Annotated in this window: 15 protein-coding genes; 7 read left to right on the top strand and 8 right to left on the bottom strand. The window is 74.1% G+C overall.

The window, feature by feature from the left end:
- Positions 1 to 4: 4 nt before the first annotated feature.
- From ACFQPP_RS08455 to ACFQPP_RS08445, 3 genes are all read right to left on the bottom strand, one after another.
- The gene (locus ACFQPP_RS08455) at positions 5 to 1,582 is read right to left on the bottom strand and encodes a hypothetical protein (RefSeq protein WP_376916127.1); all 1,578 of its coding nucleotides are present in this window, start codon (positions 1,580 to 1,582) and stop codon (positions 5 to 7) included.
- Positions 1,564 to 2,325 (bottom strand): ABC transporter ATP-binding protein, encoded by a 762-nt coding sequence (locus tag ACFQPP_RS08450; protein WP_376916126.1) that lies wholly within the window; start codon positions 2,323 to 2,325, stop codon positions 1,564 to 1,566. The genes ACFQPP_RS08455 and ACFQPP_RS08450 overlap by 19 nt, the downstream gene beginning before the upstream one ends.
- A 69-nt stretch (positions 2,326 to 2,394) precedes the next feature.
- The gene (locus tag ACFQPP_RS08445) at positions 2,395 to 3,333 is read right to left on the bottom strand and encodes a DapH/DapD/GlmU-related protein (protein ID WP_376916125.1); all 939 of its coding nucleotides are present in this window, start codon (positions 3,331 to 3,333) and stop codon (positions 2,395 to 2,397) included.
- Positions 3,334 to 3,357: 24 nt separating this feature from the next.
- Between ACFQPP_RS08445 and dapE the strand changes: the two genes are divergently transcribed.
- The 3 genes from dapE (at position 3,358) to ACFQPP_RS08430 (ending at position 5,889) form a co-directional block, all read left to right on the top strand.
- The gene (dapE, locus tag ACFQPP_RS08440) at positions 3,358 to 4,446 is read left to right on the top strand and encodes a succinyl-diaminopimelate desuccinylase (protein WP_376916124.1); all 1,089 of its coding nucleotides are present in this window, start codon (positions 3,358 to 3,360) and stop codon (positions 4,444 to 4,446) included.
- A 16-nt stretch (positions 4,447 to 4,462) separates the two neighbouring features.
- A complete protein-coding gene (locus ACFQPP_RS08435; RefSeq protein ID WP_376916123.1) occupies positions 4,463 to 5,617 on the top strand; it encodes a hypothetical protein in 1,155 nt (384 codons plus the stop codon).
- Between the two features lie 98 nt (positions 5,618 to 5,715).
- On the top strand, positions 5,716 to 5,889 hold the full coding sequence (locus tag ACFQPP_RS08430) for a DUF3117 domain-containing protein (RefSeq protein ID WP_144718937.1): 174 nt from the start codon (positions 5,716 to 5,718) through the stop codon (positions 5,887 to 5,889).
- A gap of 75 nt (positions 5,890 to 5,964) precedes the next feature.
- Here ACFQPP_RS08430 and ACFQPP_RS08425 read toward each other — a convergent pair whose 3' ends face one another.
- On the bottom strand, positions 5,965 to 6,597 hold the full coding sequence (locus tag ACFQPP_RS08425) for an O-methyltransferase (protein ID WP_376916121.1): 633 nt from the start codon (positions 6,595 to 6,597) through the stop codon (positions 5,965 to 5,967).
- 112 nt (positions 6,598 to 6,709) lie between these two features.
- On the opposite strand from ACFQPP_RS08425, the gene ACFQPP_RS08420 reads away from it, so the two are divergent.
- From ACFQPP_RS08420 to ACFQPP_RS08410, 3 genes are all read left to right on the top strand, one after another.
- Positions 6,710 to 7,114 carry a Sec-independent protein translocase TatB gene (locus tag ACFQPP_RS08420; protein ID WP_376916120.1) on the top strand — a complete coding sequence of 135 codons (405 nt, stop codon included), beginning with the start codon at positions 6,710 to 6,712 and terminating at the stop codon, positions 7,112 to 7,114.
- 65 nt (positions 7,115 to 7,179) lie between these two features.
- A complete protein-coding gene (locus ACFQPP_RS08415; RefSeq protein WP_376916119.1) occupies positions 7,180 to 8,535 on the top strand; it encodes an MFS transporter in 1,356 nt (451 codons plus the stop codon).
- Entirely contained in the window at positions 8,532 to 9,950 is a 1,419-nt protein-coding gene (locus ACFQPP_RS08410) for a pyridoxal phosphate-dependent decarboxylase family protein (RefSeq protein ID WP_376916118.1), read from the top strand. Before ACFQPP_RS08415 ends, ACFQPP_RS08410 begins: the two co-directional genes overlap by 4 nt.
- A 12-nt stretch (positions 9,951 to 9,962) precedes the next feature.
- Here the strand turns inward: ACFQPP_RS08410 and ACFQPP_RS08405 are convergent, their stop codons facing one another.
- Genes ACFQPP_RS08405 through ACFQPP_RS08395 form a run of 3 tightly spaced genes read right to left on the bottom strand, consistent with a single transcriptional unit; the run spans position 9,963 to position 12,848 of the window.
- On the bottom strand, positions 9,963 to 11,045 hold the full coding sequence (locus ACFQPP_RS08405) for an Mrp/NBP35 family ATP-binding protein (protein ID WP_376916117.1): 1,083 nt from the start codon (positions 11,043 to 11,045) through the stop codon (positions 9,963 to 9,965).
- Entirely contained in the window at positions 11,042 to 11,623 is a 582-nt protein-coding gene (locus tag ACFQPP_RS08400; RefSeq protein ID WP_376916116.1) for a DUF1003 domain-containing protein, read from the bottom strand. Before ACFQPP_RS08400 ends, ACFQPP_RS08405 begins: the two co-directional genes overlap by 4 nt.
- On the bottom strand, positions 11,616 to 12,848 hold the full coding sequence (locus tag ACFQPP_RS08395; RefSeq protein WP_376916115.1) for a magnesium transporter MgtE N-terminal domain-containing protein: 1,233 nt from the start codon (positions 12,846 to 12,848) through the stop codon (positions 11,616 to 11,618). The genes ACFQPP_RS08400 and ACFQPP_RS08395 overlap by 8 nt, the downstream gene beginning before the upstream one ends.
- A gap of 76 nt (positions 12,849 to 12,924) precedes the next feature.
- On the opposite strand from ACFQPP_RS08395, the gene ACFQPP_RS08390 reads away from it, so the two are divergent.
- Positions 12,925 to 13,464, top strand: coding sequence for a general stress protein (locus tag ACFQPP_RS08390; protein ID WP_376916114.1), 540 nt, complete (start codon positions 12,925 to 12,927; stop codon positions 13,462 to 13,464).
- Here the strand turns inward: ACFQPP_RS08390 and ACFQPP_RS08385 are convergent.
- Positions 13,409 to 14,341, bottom strand: coding sequence for an ArgP/LysG family DNA-binding transcriptional regulator (locus ACFQPP_RS08385; protein ID WP_376916113.1), 933 nt, complete (start codon positions 14,339 to 14,341; stop codon positions 13,409 to 13,411). The genes ACFQPP_RS08390 and ACFQPP_RS08385 overlap by 56 nt on opposite strands.
- Positions 14,342 to 14,387: the final 46 nt, after the last annotated feature.

Below are 14,387 nucleotides of genomic sequence, written 5' to 3'. Positions count from 1 at the left end.
GGCGTCAGTCGCTCGACACCGCGGCCAGCACCTCGGGCCAGGCACGGTCGAGGCGGTCGCCGCCGATGCGGATGCCGAGCCACACGGCGAGGGCGCCGATGCCGAGGCCCACGGGCAGCGCGAGCCACCCGACCCACGGGATCCATGCCACGCCGACGATCGCGAGCGCGATGGCAGGCAGCGACGCGGCGATCGTGATGGGCGCCATGATGGCGAGGGCGACGAGCGACTGCGCACCACCCGACGATCCCCGCCCGAACGGCCCCTGCTCGGGTGCGGGCGCGCGGCCCGGCAGGAAGGCGCCGACGGCGACGCCCACGCCCGCAGCGACCATGGCCATGCCGACGGATGCGCCGAGGCTCGCGGGCAGCAGATCCCAGCGCACGGTCACCGCGGCGACGAGCACGCTCGTGAGCGCGATGGGCGGCCCGAGCACGATGCCGAACGACAGCAGCCTGCCTGCCCGGTCGGCGCGGCCGCGCACGCCCGTGAGCACGTGCAGCGCCAGCGCGTCCTTGTCGTACGCGAGCGACAGCTGCGCGACCTGCAGCACGACGAGCGCCATCACGAGCGGCAGGAACGCGGCGAGCTCGGGCACGAGCGAGCCGGAGGCCGCCTGCGTGCCGACGAGGATGAGCGGCAGGACGAGGGTGGCGATGGCGTTCAGCAGGTGGCGCGGATCGCGACGGAAGAGCCGGATGCCGCGGGCGGCGATCGCGCCGGCGGGCGTCGCGGGCACGATCCGGTCGACGATGCCGCCGGAGCGCACGCGCCCGCCGCCCGACGACTGCACGGGCTCCACGAGCCGCGCGGACAGCTGCGCGCCCCACGCCCATGCCAGCAGCGCGACGGTCGCGAGCGCGACGACGAGGCGCACCGCCGCGGCACCCCAGTCACCCGCGGCGACGGCCGCGGGCACGCCCGCGGTCGCGCCGATCGGCGACCACGCGAGCACCGAGGCGACCGCGGGCAGCAGCGACTGCAGCGCCGACGAGCTGGAGATGAGCTGCGCGACGCCCGTGACGATGAGGCCCGAGCAGATGAGCAGCAGCATGAGGACGACGGCGGTCGCGTCGCGCGAGCGCCGCGATGCGAGCGTGCGTGCGAGCAGGCTCGACACGACGCGGGCAGCGAGCACGCAGGTGAGGAGCGCGACGGGCAGCATCGCGATGGCGGCGACGAGGGCGGGCACCGAGCCGCTCCAGGCGATGAGCAGCGCCGCGAGGGTCAGGGCCGTCGTGATGCCGCCGATGCCGAGCGCGTGCGCGAGCGCGAGCCCGGGCAGCAGCTGCCTGGCGCGCACGGGCAGCAGCGCGAAGCGCTCCGGAGCGATCGAGTCGTCGGCGCTCGTGAGCACCGAGCCGACGATCCAGCCGACGACGAGCACGCTCGTCGCGACGACGAGCAGCAGGGGAGCGCCGTCGGATGCGCCGACGCGCAGCGCGAACGACAGCGCCCCGACCATGCCGATGATCGACAGCGCCCAGAGGGCGCCGAAGACGAGGCCGACGATGTGCCACGGGCTGCGCGTCAGCGACCGCCCGAGCTGCCGGAGGCGGAGTGCTAGGACGAGCGCAGCCACGAGAGCGTCCCCTCTCCGAGCTCGTGCACGCCGACGAGCTGCAGGAACCGCTGCTGCAGCGACTCGCCCGCGCGCACCTCGTCGAGCGTGCCGTCGGCGAGGATGCGCCCCTCGGCGACGATCGCGACGCGGTCGCAGAGCGACTCGACGAGCTCCATGACGTGGCTCGAGAGCACCACGGTGCCGCCGGAGGCGACGAAGCCGCGCAGGATGGAGCGGATGGCCTCGCCGGACACCGGGTCGACGGCCTCGAACGGCTCGTCGAGCACGAGCAGGCGCGGCGCGTGGATGAGGGCGCATGCGAGGCCGATCTTCTTGCGCATGCCCGCCGAGTAGTCGACGACGAGCGTCGAGGAGGCGTCGTCGAGCCCGAGGGCGGCGAGCAGCTCGCCCGCGCGCGACACGACGTCGGCCTCTGGCATCCCGCGCAGCAGCCCGGTGTAGCGCAGCAGCTCGGCGCCCGTCAGCCGGTCGAACATGCGCACGCCGTCCGGCAGCACGCCCATCCGCGCCTTCGCACCCTGCGGGTCGCGCCACACGTCGACGCCGAGCACCGTCGCGGTGCCGCCGTCCGGCCGCAGGAGCCCCGTCGCCATGGACAGCGTCGTCGTCTTGCCTGCGCCGTTCGGGCCGAGCAGGCCCAGCATGGAGCCTGCGGGCACGTCGAGCGAGAGCCCGTCGACGGCGACCTTCTGGCCGAATCGCTTCTGCAGGGATCTCAGGGTCAGCACGGGATCGCTCATGCGTCCATCCCATCAGCGATCACCTGGACGCAGCCTCCCTCCGTCGACGGAGTCCGCGTGGGGGAGCGCCTAGTGCAGCGCGGCGTTGAGCGCGACGCCGGCGCCGGCGCGCGGCAGGACCTCGACGGCGCCCGTGACGGAGTTGCGGCGGAACAGCAGGCCGGGCACGCCCGAGAGCCGTGCGGCCTTCACCTGCTCGCCCGCCCCGTCCTCGCCCGGCGTCAGCACCGAGACCTTCGTGCCCGCCGTGACGTAGAGGCCGGCCTCGACGATCGAGTCGTCGCCGATCGAGATGCCCACGCCCGCGTTGGCGCCGAGCAGCACGCGCTCGCCGATCGTCACGCGCTCGGTGCCTCCGCCCGACAGCGTGCCCATGATGGATGCGCCGCCGCCGACGTCGGAGCCGTCGCCCACGACGACGCCCTGCGAGATGCGCCCCTCGACCATCGACGTGCCGAGCGTGCCGGCGTTGTAGTTCACGAACCCCTCGTGCATGACCACCGTGCCCGGGGCGAGGTGCGCGCCGAGGCGCACGCGCGAGGCGTCGCCGATGCGCACGCCCTCCGGCAGCACGTAGTCGGTCATGCGGGGGAAGCGGTCGACGAGCTGCACCTGGATGCCGGCGAGCCGCAGCGACGGCGCCTCGGCGCGAGCGTGCTCGGGGGTCGTGGGGCCGTGCGTCGTCCATGCGACGAGGGGCAGCAGGCCGAAGACGCCGTCGAGCGCGATGGTGTTCGGCTGCACGAGCCGATGGCTCAGGAGGTGGAGGCGCAGGAGCACGTCGAGCGCGTCGACGGGCGCTGCGTCGAGGTCGATCTCGGCGTGCACGACGCGACGCTCGACGCCGAGCGCGGGGATGGGTCCTGCGTGCTCGTCGAGGATGCGCGCGGCGAGCCAGCGGGCGTCGCCCTCGGGTGCGGCGCCGAGGGCCGGGGCGGGGAACCAGGCGTCGAGCAGCCGGTCTCCGGCGAACGTCGCGAGGGCGTGACCGTGGGCGAGGCGCGTCATGCCGTCCAGCCTAGGCTGGGTCGCATGGCTGCCCCCACGCTCGACCTGACCGCATCCGCCGTGGATCTCACACGGCAGCTGCTCGACATCCCCTCCGTCTCCGACGACGAGGGCCCCCTCGCCGACGCGATCGAGTCGGCGATGCGCGCCGTGCCGCATCTGCACGTCACGCGAGTCGGCGACACCGTCGTCGCCCGCACCGAGCTCGGCCGCGACCGCAGGGTCGTCATCGCCGGCCACATCGACACGGTGCCGATCAACGGCAACGTGCCGTCGCGGTTCGAGACCCTCGGCGCCGTCGAGTACCTGTGGGGGCGCGGCGCCGTCGACATGAAGTCGGGCGTCGCCGTGCAGCTGCTGCTCGCGGCGCAGCTCGCCGAGCCCGTCGTCGACGTCACGTGGATCTGGTACGACCACGAGGAGGTGGGGGAGGAGCAGAACGGCCTGCGCACCCTCGCCGCCGAGCGCCCCGACCTCATGCAGGGCGACTTCGCCATCCTCGGCGAGCCGTCGAACGGTCACATCGAGGGCGGCTGCAACGGCACGCTGCGCGTCGAGGTGCGCACGCGCGGCGTGCGCGCGCACTCGGCGCGCTCGTGGGTCGGCCACAACGCGATCCACGACGCCGCGCAGGTGCTGCAGACGCTGCAGGAGTACCGTGCCCGCGACGTCGAGGTCGAGGGGCTCGTGTACCGTGAGGGCCTGAACGCCGTGGGCATCGAGGGCGGCGTCGCCGGCAACGTCATCCCCGACGAGTGCCGCGTGCACGTCAACTACCGCTTCGCGCCGTCGCGGACGGTCGCGGAGGCCGTCGACCACGTCACCGAGCTCTTCGAGGGCTTCGACGTCGAGGTGCTCGACGCCGCCGAGGGCGCCCGGCCCGGTCTCGACGCCCCGCTCGCGCGCGAGTTCGTCGACGCCGTGGGCGTCGAGCCGCGCCCGAAGTACGGGTGGACCGACGTCGCCCGCTTCTGGAGCCTCGGCATCCCCGCCGTCAACTACGGCCCGGGCGACCCCCTGAAGGCGCACGCCGACGACGAGCGGGTCTCGCTGCAGCAGATCGTCGACGTCGAGCGGGGCCTGCGCGCCTGGCTCACGGGCACCACCGCCTGAGTCGCGCCGTGGCGTCGTGGGCGCGGCTCCCATGGTGGGGCGTGCGCTCGCCATCTGGGCGGCGAGCCGCGTGGTGTCGACGGCGCTGCTCGCCGCGTTCGCCGCCGCGCAGGGCGCGAACGTCTACACCGACGCGTCGCCGAGCGTCGTCGAGCTGTCGACGATCTGGGATGCGCGCTGGTACGAGCACGTGGCCGCGTTCGGCTACCCGGACGTGCTGCCCCGCGAGGCCGACGGTGGCATCGCCGACAACGCGTGGGCGTTCATGCCCGTCTACCCGATGCTGGTGCGCGCGCTCGTGCGGCTCGGCCTCGACTGGGAGCTCGCGGCGCTGGGCATCGCCTGGATCGCCTCCGCCGCGTTCGCGGTGCTCGCGCACCGACTGCTGCGCGAGACCATCCCGCGCCACGCCTCGTTCGCGCTCGCGCTCGTGCTGCTCGGCCCCGTGTCGCCGCTGCTGCAGGTCGGCTACGCCGAGTCGCTGCATCTCGCGCTGCTCGCGGGTGCGCTGCTCGCGCTGCGGCACCGCTCGTGGGGCATGCTCGCGGCGCTCGTGCCGCTCGTGGCGCTCGCACGGCCCTCCGGCCTCGCCGTCGCGCTCGCGCTCGTCGTCGTGCTCGCGCACGCGGTGCTGCGCAGGCCGGATGCGTGGCCGACGCGCGACCGGGTCGTGCTCGGCGTCATGGCGGCATGGGCGCTCGCGTGCGGGCTCGCGTGGCCCGCGTACGCCGCGATCCGCACGGGCGAGCCGGGCGCGTACGTCGCGACGGAGCTCGGCTGGCGCGCGCCGTACGTCGGGCCGATGGCGCTGGTCCCCGGCACCGGCTGGGTCGCGGGGGCGCAGTGGTGGCTCGGCGGCGCAGGCCTGTCGCTCCTCGCGCTCGCCGTCGGCGGCGGCGTGTGGCTGCTGGCGCGCCGCGCGACGCGGGCGGCGATGGGCGTCGAGGCATGGGCGTGGACCGTCGCCTACCTCCTGTACCTGCTGGCCGTGTGGTTCCCGCAGTCGTCGACGTTCCGCATCCTCCTGCCCGCGTTCGCGCTCGTCGCGGTCGTCGCGACGCTGCCGGGCAGGTGGTGGCGTCCGCTCGCCCTCGCGGCAGGCGTCGCCGGGCAGGTCGCGTGGCTGTGGGCGTGCTGGTGGGTCGTCGGCGTCGACTGGACCATCCCGTGACGATTGCGTGACGATCGTGTCGCTCCGGGTCGCATCCCAGGGCCGCGACGGGGTTCCATGGGATACTGGATGCCTGGGAACGAGAGGGGAACCCCCACATGGCTGCTATGAAGCCTCGCACTGGTGACGGTCCGCTGGAGGCAGTGAGGGAGGGACGGCTCATCGTCGTGCGCGTCCCCCTCGAGGGCGGCGGCCGCCTCGTCGTGTCGGTGAACGACGCGGAGGCGGCAGAGCTCCACGCTGCGCTGAGCGGCGTCGTCGTCTCGGCCTGACCGAGCGCGACGCCATCGGGCGAGAAGGGGGCGAGCCGCATGGCTCGCCCCCTTCTGCGTCCGCGTCGCCGCGCGTCAGGGCTCGGGCAGGCGCGTGACGTGCAGGAGGCCGTCGCCTGCCGGGCTCACGGCGACGGCGACGGCGTCGCTCGCGCTGAGCTCCTTCAGCAGCGCGCGGGCGTCGGCGACGACGTCCCCTCGCTGCGCCGGGTCGGCGACGCGGCCGCCCAGCAGCGCGTGCGCCACGAGCACCGTGCCGCCCGCGCGCACGAGGCGCAGCGCGTGCTCGACGTGCTCGATGCGGTCGGCGGGGTCGGCGTCGACGAGCACGACGTCGTAGCTCGCCTCGTTCATGCGCGGGAGGATCTCGTTGGCCGAGCCCGTGATGAGGCGCACCTTCGCCTGCGCGTAGCCGGCCTGCGTGAAGGCGGCGCGCGCGTGGCTGTGGTGATCGAGCTCGGTGTCGATCGACGTGAGCGTCGCCGTGGGGGCGCCCCGCAGCAGCCACAGGCCGCTCACGCCCGTGCCCGTGCCGATCTCGAGGATCGCGGATGCGGCGAGCGTCGCGGTCGTGAGCTTGAGCAGCGCTCCGACGGCGGGGTCGATGGGGGTGATGCCGAGCTCGTCGGCGGCGTCTCGAGCGCCGGCGAGGATCGCATCCTCGGGGCTCAGGTCGTCGAGGTACTTCGACGTCAGTGCAGTCTCCACGGGTGCCTCCGAGAGCGAGGCTAGCCGGATGGGCGAGGCTGGGAGCCGCGCCGCGCCGCGCCGCGCCGGCCACGCACCGCGTAGGCTGGTGGCCTGTCGAGAGGAGAGGGCCGTGACGTTCCTCGGATTGACCCTCGACAAGCTCATCGTCATCGGCATCATCGCCGCGATCATCCTCGGTCCCGAGCGGCTGCCCGCCGCTGCGGAGCGGCTCGCGGGCCTCGTGCGCGGCGTGCGCGACATGGCGAACGGCGCCAAGGATCGCATGCGCGAGGAGATGGGCCCCGAGTTCGACGAGGTCGACTGGCGCAAGCTCGATCCGCGGCAGTACGACCCCCGCCGCATCGTGCGCGAGGCGCTGCAGGACGACGCCCCGAAGGCTCCTGCCGCGGGCTCGGCGGCCGCTGCCGCGGGGAGCGTCGCGGCGATGGCGGCTGCCGGGCGGTCGTCGCGCAGGCAGGCCGCACCGCGCGATCCGCTCACCGACGGCGCCCCCTACGACGCCGAGGCGACGTGATCCGCATCCGTCCGCGGGCGGCACGCCGGTGACGATGTCTCACCTTCTGCCGTAGAGTCGGCTGCATGGCCCAGGACCGCATCCCCCGCTCCACGGTCTGGCGCTACGCGATCGGCTCCCTGGGAACAGGCGGGTTCAGCACGTTGCCCGGGCTCGTGCTGCTGTACTTCATGACCGACACGCTCGGCGTCTCCGCGCTGTGGGCCGGCCTCGTCATCGGTGCCGTGAAGGTCTGGGACATCGTCGCCGACCCCGTGCTCGGGGCGCTCTCCGACGACGACGACGCACGCACGGGCTCGCGTCGCCGATGGATGCTCGCGGGCGCCATCGCGCTGCCGGTGCTCTTCGTCGCGACGTTCGCCGTGCCCGCCTCGCTCGCGCCCGCCGCCGCGGCGGTGTGGGTGGGCGTCGCGTTCTTCGGCGCCGCGACGGCATTCAGCGTCTTCCAGGTGCCGTACATGACGCTGCCGGCCGCGATCTCGCACGACTACGACGAGCGCACGCGGCTCCTCACGGCACGCGTCATCGTGCTGACCATCGCGATCCTCGCCTTCGGCGGCGGTGGCCCGGCGCTGCGCTCGCTCGGCGGCGACGACCACTCCGGCTACCTGCTCATGGGCCTCGTGTGCGCCGTGCTGCTCGCGGTCGGCGCGCTCGTGGCCGTCACGAGCGCGCCCCGACGCACGCCGCGTCTCGTGGAGCGCCGCTCGATCGCGTCGATCTACCGCGAGACGTGGGACGTGCTGCGGCACGGCCCGAGCCTGCGCGCGCTCGTGGTGCCGTTCTTCCTGCAGGCGGTCGCGACGGGGCTCATGCTCGCCGGCGGCCAGTACGTCGCGACCTACATCCTGCTCGACGAGGACGCGATCACGTTCCTCTTCGTCGCGCTCATCGCGCCCGCGATCGTCGCGGCGCCCGGCTGGCAGTGGCTGTCGGCGCGCACGTCGAAGCGCTTCGCGTTCCAGCTCTCGTCGATCGTGTTCATCGTCGGCGGCATCCTGCTCGTGCCCGCGCTGCTCGTGCCCGACGCGTGGGTGTACGCGCCCGTCGCCCTCGCTGGCCTCGGCTACGCGGGCATGCAGTCGCTGCCCATGGCGATGCTGCCAGACGCGATGTCGAACGACCGGCGCCGCTCCGGCGTCGACCGCTCGGGCGTGATCGGCGGCGTGTGGACCGCGATGGAGACCTCGGGCTTCGCGATCGGCGGCATCGTCATGGCGCTCGTGCTCGCGGCGACCGGCTACGTCGCGAGCCGCGGCGGCACCGATCAGCCCGAGGGCGTGCTCGTGGGCATCGCCATCGCGTTCAGCGTCCTGCCCGCCGCCATCGCCCTGCTGTCCCTGCTGCCGTTGCGCGGCTACCGACTCACCCGAGCCGTCGTCGACGCCGACGTGGCACCCGATCAGGAGGTCGCACGGTGACGTTCGCCATCCAGCCAGACGAGGTGCTCGCGCGTCTTCGCTCCCTGCGCGCGGAGCGCGACGCCCCGACGCGGGGCGGCCGCGTGCTCTCCTACGTGTACGACTCGGGGGTGCCGGAGCTGCACCGCCTCGTCGAGGAGTCGGCGCTCGAGGTGCTGCACCTCAACGGGCTCGACCCGTTCGTGTACGGCTCGCTCGCGGTCGTCGAGCGCGAGATCGGCGCGACGATGAAGCAGCTGCTGCACGGCGGCGACGACGTCGTGTCGACGTGCACGTCGGGCGGCACCGAGTCCGTGATCCTCGCGGTCCTCGCGGCGCGCGAGGCGCACCCCGGCCGCACGCGCATCGTGGCACCCACGACGCGCCACCCCGCGTTCGCGAAGGCCGCGCACCTGCTCGGGCTCACGCTCGACGTCGTGCCGGTGCTGCCGGACGGCACGGCCGACGTGGATGCGTTCGTCGCGGCCCTCGACGACGACGTCGCCCTCGCGGTCGTCTCGGCCCCGAGCTATCCGCACGGTGTCGTCGACCCCGTCGAGGCCATCGCGGCCGCCTGCCTCGAGCGCGGCATCGACCTCCACGTCGACGCCTGCTTCGGCGGCATGGTGCTGCCGTTCCTGCCGGACGTGCCCGCCTGGGATCTCGCGGTGCCGGGAGTCACGTCGATCTCCGCCGACCTCCACAAGTACGGCTACGGGCCGAAGGGCGCGTCGGTGCTGCTGCAGCGCGGCGCCGACCGGCAGCGCGGCATGATGTTCGCCGACGCCGACTGGCCCGGCTACCCGGTGGCGACCTCGACGCTGCTCGGCTCGCGGCAGGCGGCGGGACTCGTGGCGGCGTGGGCCGTGCTGCAGGCGCTCGGCACCGTCGGGTTCGGCGAGCTGCAGTCGCAGTGCAAGCGCATCTCCGACGCCATCCGCACGACGGTCGAGGGCATCGACGGCCTCCGCGTCGTGGGCGCTCCCGTCGGCGTCGCGCTCGCGATCGCGAGCGACGCATCCTCGGCCTCGCCCGTCGATCCGCTGCGCCTCGGCGACGCGCTCGTCGCACGCGGCTTCCTCGCGCAGGCGCAGCCGGGGCTCGTGCAGCACGGGCAGCCCGACCTGCCCTCGACGCTGCACCTCACGGTGACGCCCGCGCTCGAGCAGCACCTCGACGCGCTGCTCGAGGCCCTCAGGGCGTGCGCGGAGGAGGTGCGCGGCGTCGCAGCCGCCACCGCCGAGGCAGCCGCGCCCCTGCGCGCGCTCGAGGGCGTGCAGCTCGACGCGGCGACGGCGGGCGCGATCCTCGCGCAGATCGGCGCAGAGGATCTCGGGGCCGAGCGCGCCGAGCTCATCGCCGTCATCGAGGCGACGCCGCGCTCGGTCGTGCACCGTCTGCTCGTCGAGCTGCTCGCGCGCGAGCTGGGGGACTGAGCCCGGGCGGCCTCAGCGGGTCGAGAACGGCAGCGCGCGACCGGCGAGCCCGAGTCCGCCGCGCAACCGCTGCGCGAGCGCCGCGATGGCGAGCGCCGCCGGGTCGTGCGGATGCGCGACGACGACCGGCGTGCCCGCATCCCCGTCCTCGCGCAGCGCCATCGACAGCGGCACGCTCGCGAGCAGCGGCACGTCGAGGCGCGCCGCGGCCTCGGCTCCGCCGCCGGAGCCGAAGAGGTCGAGGACGCTGCCGTCGGGCTGCACGAGGCCCGCCATGTTCTCGACGACGCCAGCGACGCGCTGACCGGTCTGGCGCGCGACCTCGGCGGAGCGCTCGGCGACGTCGGCCGCGGCGCGCTGCGGCGTCGTGACGACGACGACCTCGGCGTGGGGGAGGAGCTGCCCGAGCGAGATGGCGACGTCGCCCGTGCCGGGCGGCATGTCGATGAGCAGCACGTCGAGATCGCCCCACCACACGTCGGTGAGGAACTGCTGCAGCGTGCGATGCAGCATGGGACCGCGCCACGAGACGGCGCGGTTGCCCTCGACGAGCATGCCGATCGACACGACGTGCACGCCGTGGGCGCTCGGCGGCATCATGAGGTCGCCGACGCGCGTCGGCACGTCGTCGACGCCGAGGATGCCGGGGATCGAGTAGCCGTGCACGTCGGCGTCGACGAGCCCCACCCGCAGCCCCGTGGCTGCGAGCGCGACGGCGAGGTTGGCCGTGAGCGTCGACTTGCCGACGCCACCCTTGCCGCTCGTGATCGCGAGGATGCGGGTGAGGGACTCCGGCCCGAACGCCATGGTGCGCCTGCCGCGCAGGCGCTCGACGAGCGCCTGGCGCTCCGACGGCGTCATGACGCCGACGGCCACGTCGACGGCGTCGACGCCCTCGACCGACGCCGCGGCCGCGCGCACGTCGGCCTCGATGCGGTCGGCGGCGGGGCAGCCGACGATCGTCAGCCGCAGGTCGACGTGCGCCGTGCCCGCCTCGAGCGAGACCTCGCCCACCATGTCGAGCTCCGTGATGGGCCTGCGGATCTCGGGGTCGACCACGCGGGCGAGCGCGGCGCGGATGGCGGCGATCGTCACGGGCGCCCGGGCTCCGGGCGCTCGCCGACCCGCTCGGGCTCGGCGGCCTCCGCATCCGCCCGGCGCTGCTCGTCGATGTCCTCGAGGAGGCTGCGCAGCTCGGCGCGGATGAAGTCCTTCGTCGCCATGTCCTTGATCGCGAGGCGCAGGGCCACGACCTCGCGGGCGAGGTACTCGGTGTCGTTCAGGTTGCGCTCGGCGCGCACGCGATCCTGCTCGATCTGCACGCGGTCGCGGTCGTCCTGCCGGTTCTGCGCGAGGAGGATCATCGGTGCCGCGTACGAGGCCTGCAGCGACAGGGCGAGCGTCAGCAGCGGGAAGCCCTGGTCCTGCGGGTCGAACTGCGAGTCGTGCGGCGCGATCGAGTTGTAGCCAAGCCAGAACGCGACGAAGATCGTCATCCCGACGAGGAACCACGGCGTGCCCATGCCGCGCGCCATCGCCTCGCTGAAGCCGCCGAAGCGGTCCTTCGACTCGCGCTTGCCGCGCGGGCGGCCGAGCAGCCGGCGCCCCGAGCCCTTCGGCGTCGCGAGGCGATCCTGACGCTCGTCGCGGTCGCGTGCCTGGCGGTCAGCCACGACGCACCTCCGGGTCGTCGCGCCGCCAGTCGTCGGGGAGGATGTGGTCGAGCACGTCGTCGACCGTCACGACGCCCACGAGGCGCGACGCGTCGTCGACGACGGGCACCGAGACGAGGTTGTACGTCGCCATGCGTCGCGTGAGCTCGGCGGCCGACTCGTCGACGCGCACGGGCTCGAGCGCGGGGTCGAGCAGCGTGCCGAGGCGCTCGTTCGGCGGGTACCGCAGCAGTCGCTGGAAGTGCACGACGCCGAGGAACGCGCCCGTCGGGGCCTCGTACGGCGGCAGCGTCACGAAGACCGCCGCGGCGAGCGCAGGCGCGATCTCGTGCCTGCGGATGGTCGCGAGGGCCTCGGCGACCGTCGCGTCCGAAGCGAGGATGACGGGCTCGGTCGTCATGAGGCCGCCCGCGGTGTCCTGGCCGTAGGCGAGCAGCATGCGCACGTCCTCGGCCTCCTCGGGCTCCATGAGCTCGAGGAGCGCCTCGCCGCGCTCGACCGGCAGCTGGGCGATGAGGTCGGCGGCGTCGTCGGGCTGCATCTGGTCGAGCACGTCGGCGGCGCGGTCATCGCCGAGGGCGTCGAGGATCGCGACCTGGTCGTCCTCGCCCATCTCCTCGAGCACGTCGGCGAGCCGGTCGTCGGAGAGATCCTCCGCGACCTCGAGCATGCGCTGCGCCGGCAGGTCGAGCAGCGCCGTCGCGGCGTCGGCCGCCGGCAGGTCCTGCAGCTGCGCGAGGATGTGGTCCGACTCGTGCTCGCCCTCGGGCGAGTGCAGCACGTCGTTCCAGCCCGTGAGGGTCGTCGGCCCCTTGCCGAACGGCGACGTGCGGGGCTTGCGCAGGAACAGCTGGTCGACGATCCAGTCGGCCGTGTGCTGCTCGACGATCGAGAGGTCCTCGAGGCGCGCCTGCGTGCCGTCGCGCAGCGTCACGGCTCGGCCGAGCACCTCGGCGAGGACGAGCTGCTCGCCGCCGCGCTGCTCGAAGCGGCGCAGGTTGATGAGGCCCGTCGTGATGAGCTGGCCGCCACCGATCGACATGACGCGGCCGATCGACAGGAACACGCGCCGCTTGCCCGTCACCTCGACGACGAAGCCGACGATGCGCGGCGACGCGCCATCGCGCGGCACCATGACGACGTCGCGGACCCGGCCCACCTTGTCGCCCTGAGGATCGAAGACGGGGCATCCCGCGAGCCGTGCGACGAATGCCTTGCTGCTCACGGTGCAACGCTACCCGTGGGCTTCGCGGGTCGCGAACGCCCCGCGCGGACGCGGGACGACGTGGGACGATGGCGGGGTGAGCATCCTCCAGCCCTCCGACCGCGGCGAGCAGCGGCTGCCCGACGGCGTCGTCGTCGCGACGTTCTCGACCTACGCCGAGGCGCAGGCCGCCGTGAACAGGATCTCGGAGACCGAGGGAGAGATCCGCGGGCTCGCGATCGTCGGCAACGACCTCAAGCTGGTGGAGCGCGTCGTCGGCAGGCTCACGTGGGGGCGCGTCGCCATGGGCGGCATGCTGCGCGGCCTCTCGTTCGGCATCTTCTTCGCGCTCGCGATCTACCTGCTGATGGGCGACGCGGCGCTGCAGTCGGCGCTCGTGCTGCCGCTGCTCGGCGCCGCGATCGGCATCGTGCTCGCGATCGTCACGCACTCGATCGGTCGCCGCCGCCGCCAGTTCTCGAGCGTGCAGCAGGTGCTCGCATCGCGCTACGACATCGTCGCGCCACAGGCCATCGCCGGCAAGACGATGCACGCGATCGGCCAGCGCGCCTCCGCGCCCGTCACGACCCCCGCCGAGGCGCCGGTCGCACCCCAGCCCGAGTCGCCCCAGCCGTAGGTCGCGCGGGCACGATGTCCCGCGCATCCGCCGCCGCGGCGACGACGGCGTCGGTGATGGCGTCGAGCAGCGTCGACGATAGGTTCCAGCGCTGCCAGTGCAGCGGCACGTCGATCGGCTCGCCGTGCAGCGCCACGAACGCGCCCTCGTCGAGCTGCGACGGCAGCAGCATGCCCCATCCGAGCCCCAGCTCGATCGCGCGGCCGAACTCGGCGGACGCCGACACGAGATGACGCGGCGGCGTGCCCGCGACGCCGCGGGCCGCGAGGTGGCGCGACTGCAGCACGTCGGAGTCGTCGAAGTCGACGTAGGGCGCGAGCGCGAGCTCGGCGGCGGTGCCGCCGTGCGGCAGCCACCGCGCCGCGAACGCGGGGCTCGCGGCGGCGACGTAGCGCATGCCGCCGATGGGGGAGGAGACGCACCCGGGCACGGGCTCGCGCTGCGCCGTGACGGCACCCATGACGGTGCCGGACTCGAGCAGCGCCGCCGTGCGCTCCTGATCCTCGCGGTGCAGCTCGACGACGACGTCGTGCGCCGACGCGACGGCGGCGACCGCGGGCAGGAACCAGCTCGCGAGCGAGTCGGCGTTGACGCCGAGCCGCACGGTCGCGGTGCCCTGCTCGGCGCCGAGCTCGGCGAGCGCCTCGTGCTCGAGGAGCGCGAGCTGCCTGCCGAGCCGCAGCAGCACCGTGCCGTCGGGCGTGGGGCGCACCGGCCGCGTACGGGTGAGCAGCACGCGGCCGAGCTGCCGCTCGAGGGCTCGGATGCGCTGGCTCACGGCCGAGGGGGTGAGCGCGAGCGCCTTCGCGGCGCCGTCGAGCGTGCCCGTGTCGACCGCGGCGACGAGCGTGCGCAGCAGGTCGCGGGGCAGCTCCATGCGTCGCAGGCTACCTGAAGCGCTGCTGCAGGTGCTGCAGCGATGT

This window comes from Agrococcus sp. GCM10030265, from assembly GCF_042666675.1.
GTDB lineage: Bacteria > Actinomycetota > Actinomycetes > Actinomycetales > Microbacteriaceae > Agrococcus.
The sequence above is the reverse complement of the archived record's forward strand: the minus strand, read 5'-3'. Positions and strand labels throughout refer to the sequence as shown.

Excerpts from the sequence above, each read along its gene's own strand:
- dapE (WP_376916124.1), top strand. The coding sequence starts at position 3,358 with ATGGCTGCCCCCACGCTCGACCTGACCGCATCCGCCGTGGATCTCACA.
- ACFQPP_RS08385 (WP_376916113.1), bottom strand. The coding sequence starts at position 14,341 with ATGGAGCTGCCCCGCGACCTGCTGCGCACGCTCGTCGCCGCGGTCGAC.
- ACFQPP_RS08430 (WP_144718937.1), top strand. The coding sequence starts at position 5,716 with ATGGCTGCTATGAAGCCTCGCACTGGTGACGGTCCGCTGGAGGCAGTG.
- ACFQPP_RS08445 (WP_376916125.1), bottom strand. The coding sequence starts at position 3,333 with ATGACGCGCCTCGCCCACGGTCACGCCCTCGCGACGTTCGCCGGAGAC.
- ACFQPP_RS08415 (WP_376916119.1), top strand. The coding sequence starts at position 7,180 with ATGGCCCAGGACCGCATCCCCCGCTCCACGGTCTGGCGCTACGCGATC.
- ACFQPP_RS08450 (WP_376916126.1), bottom strand. The coding sequence starts at position 2,325 with ATGAGCGATCCCGTGCTGACCCTGAGATCCCTGCAGAAGCGATTCGGC.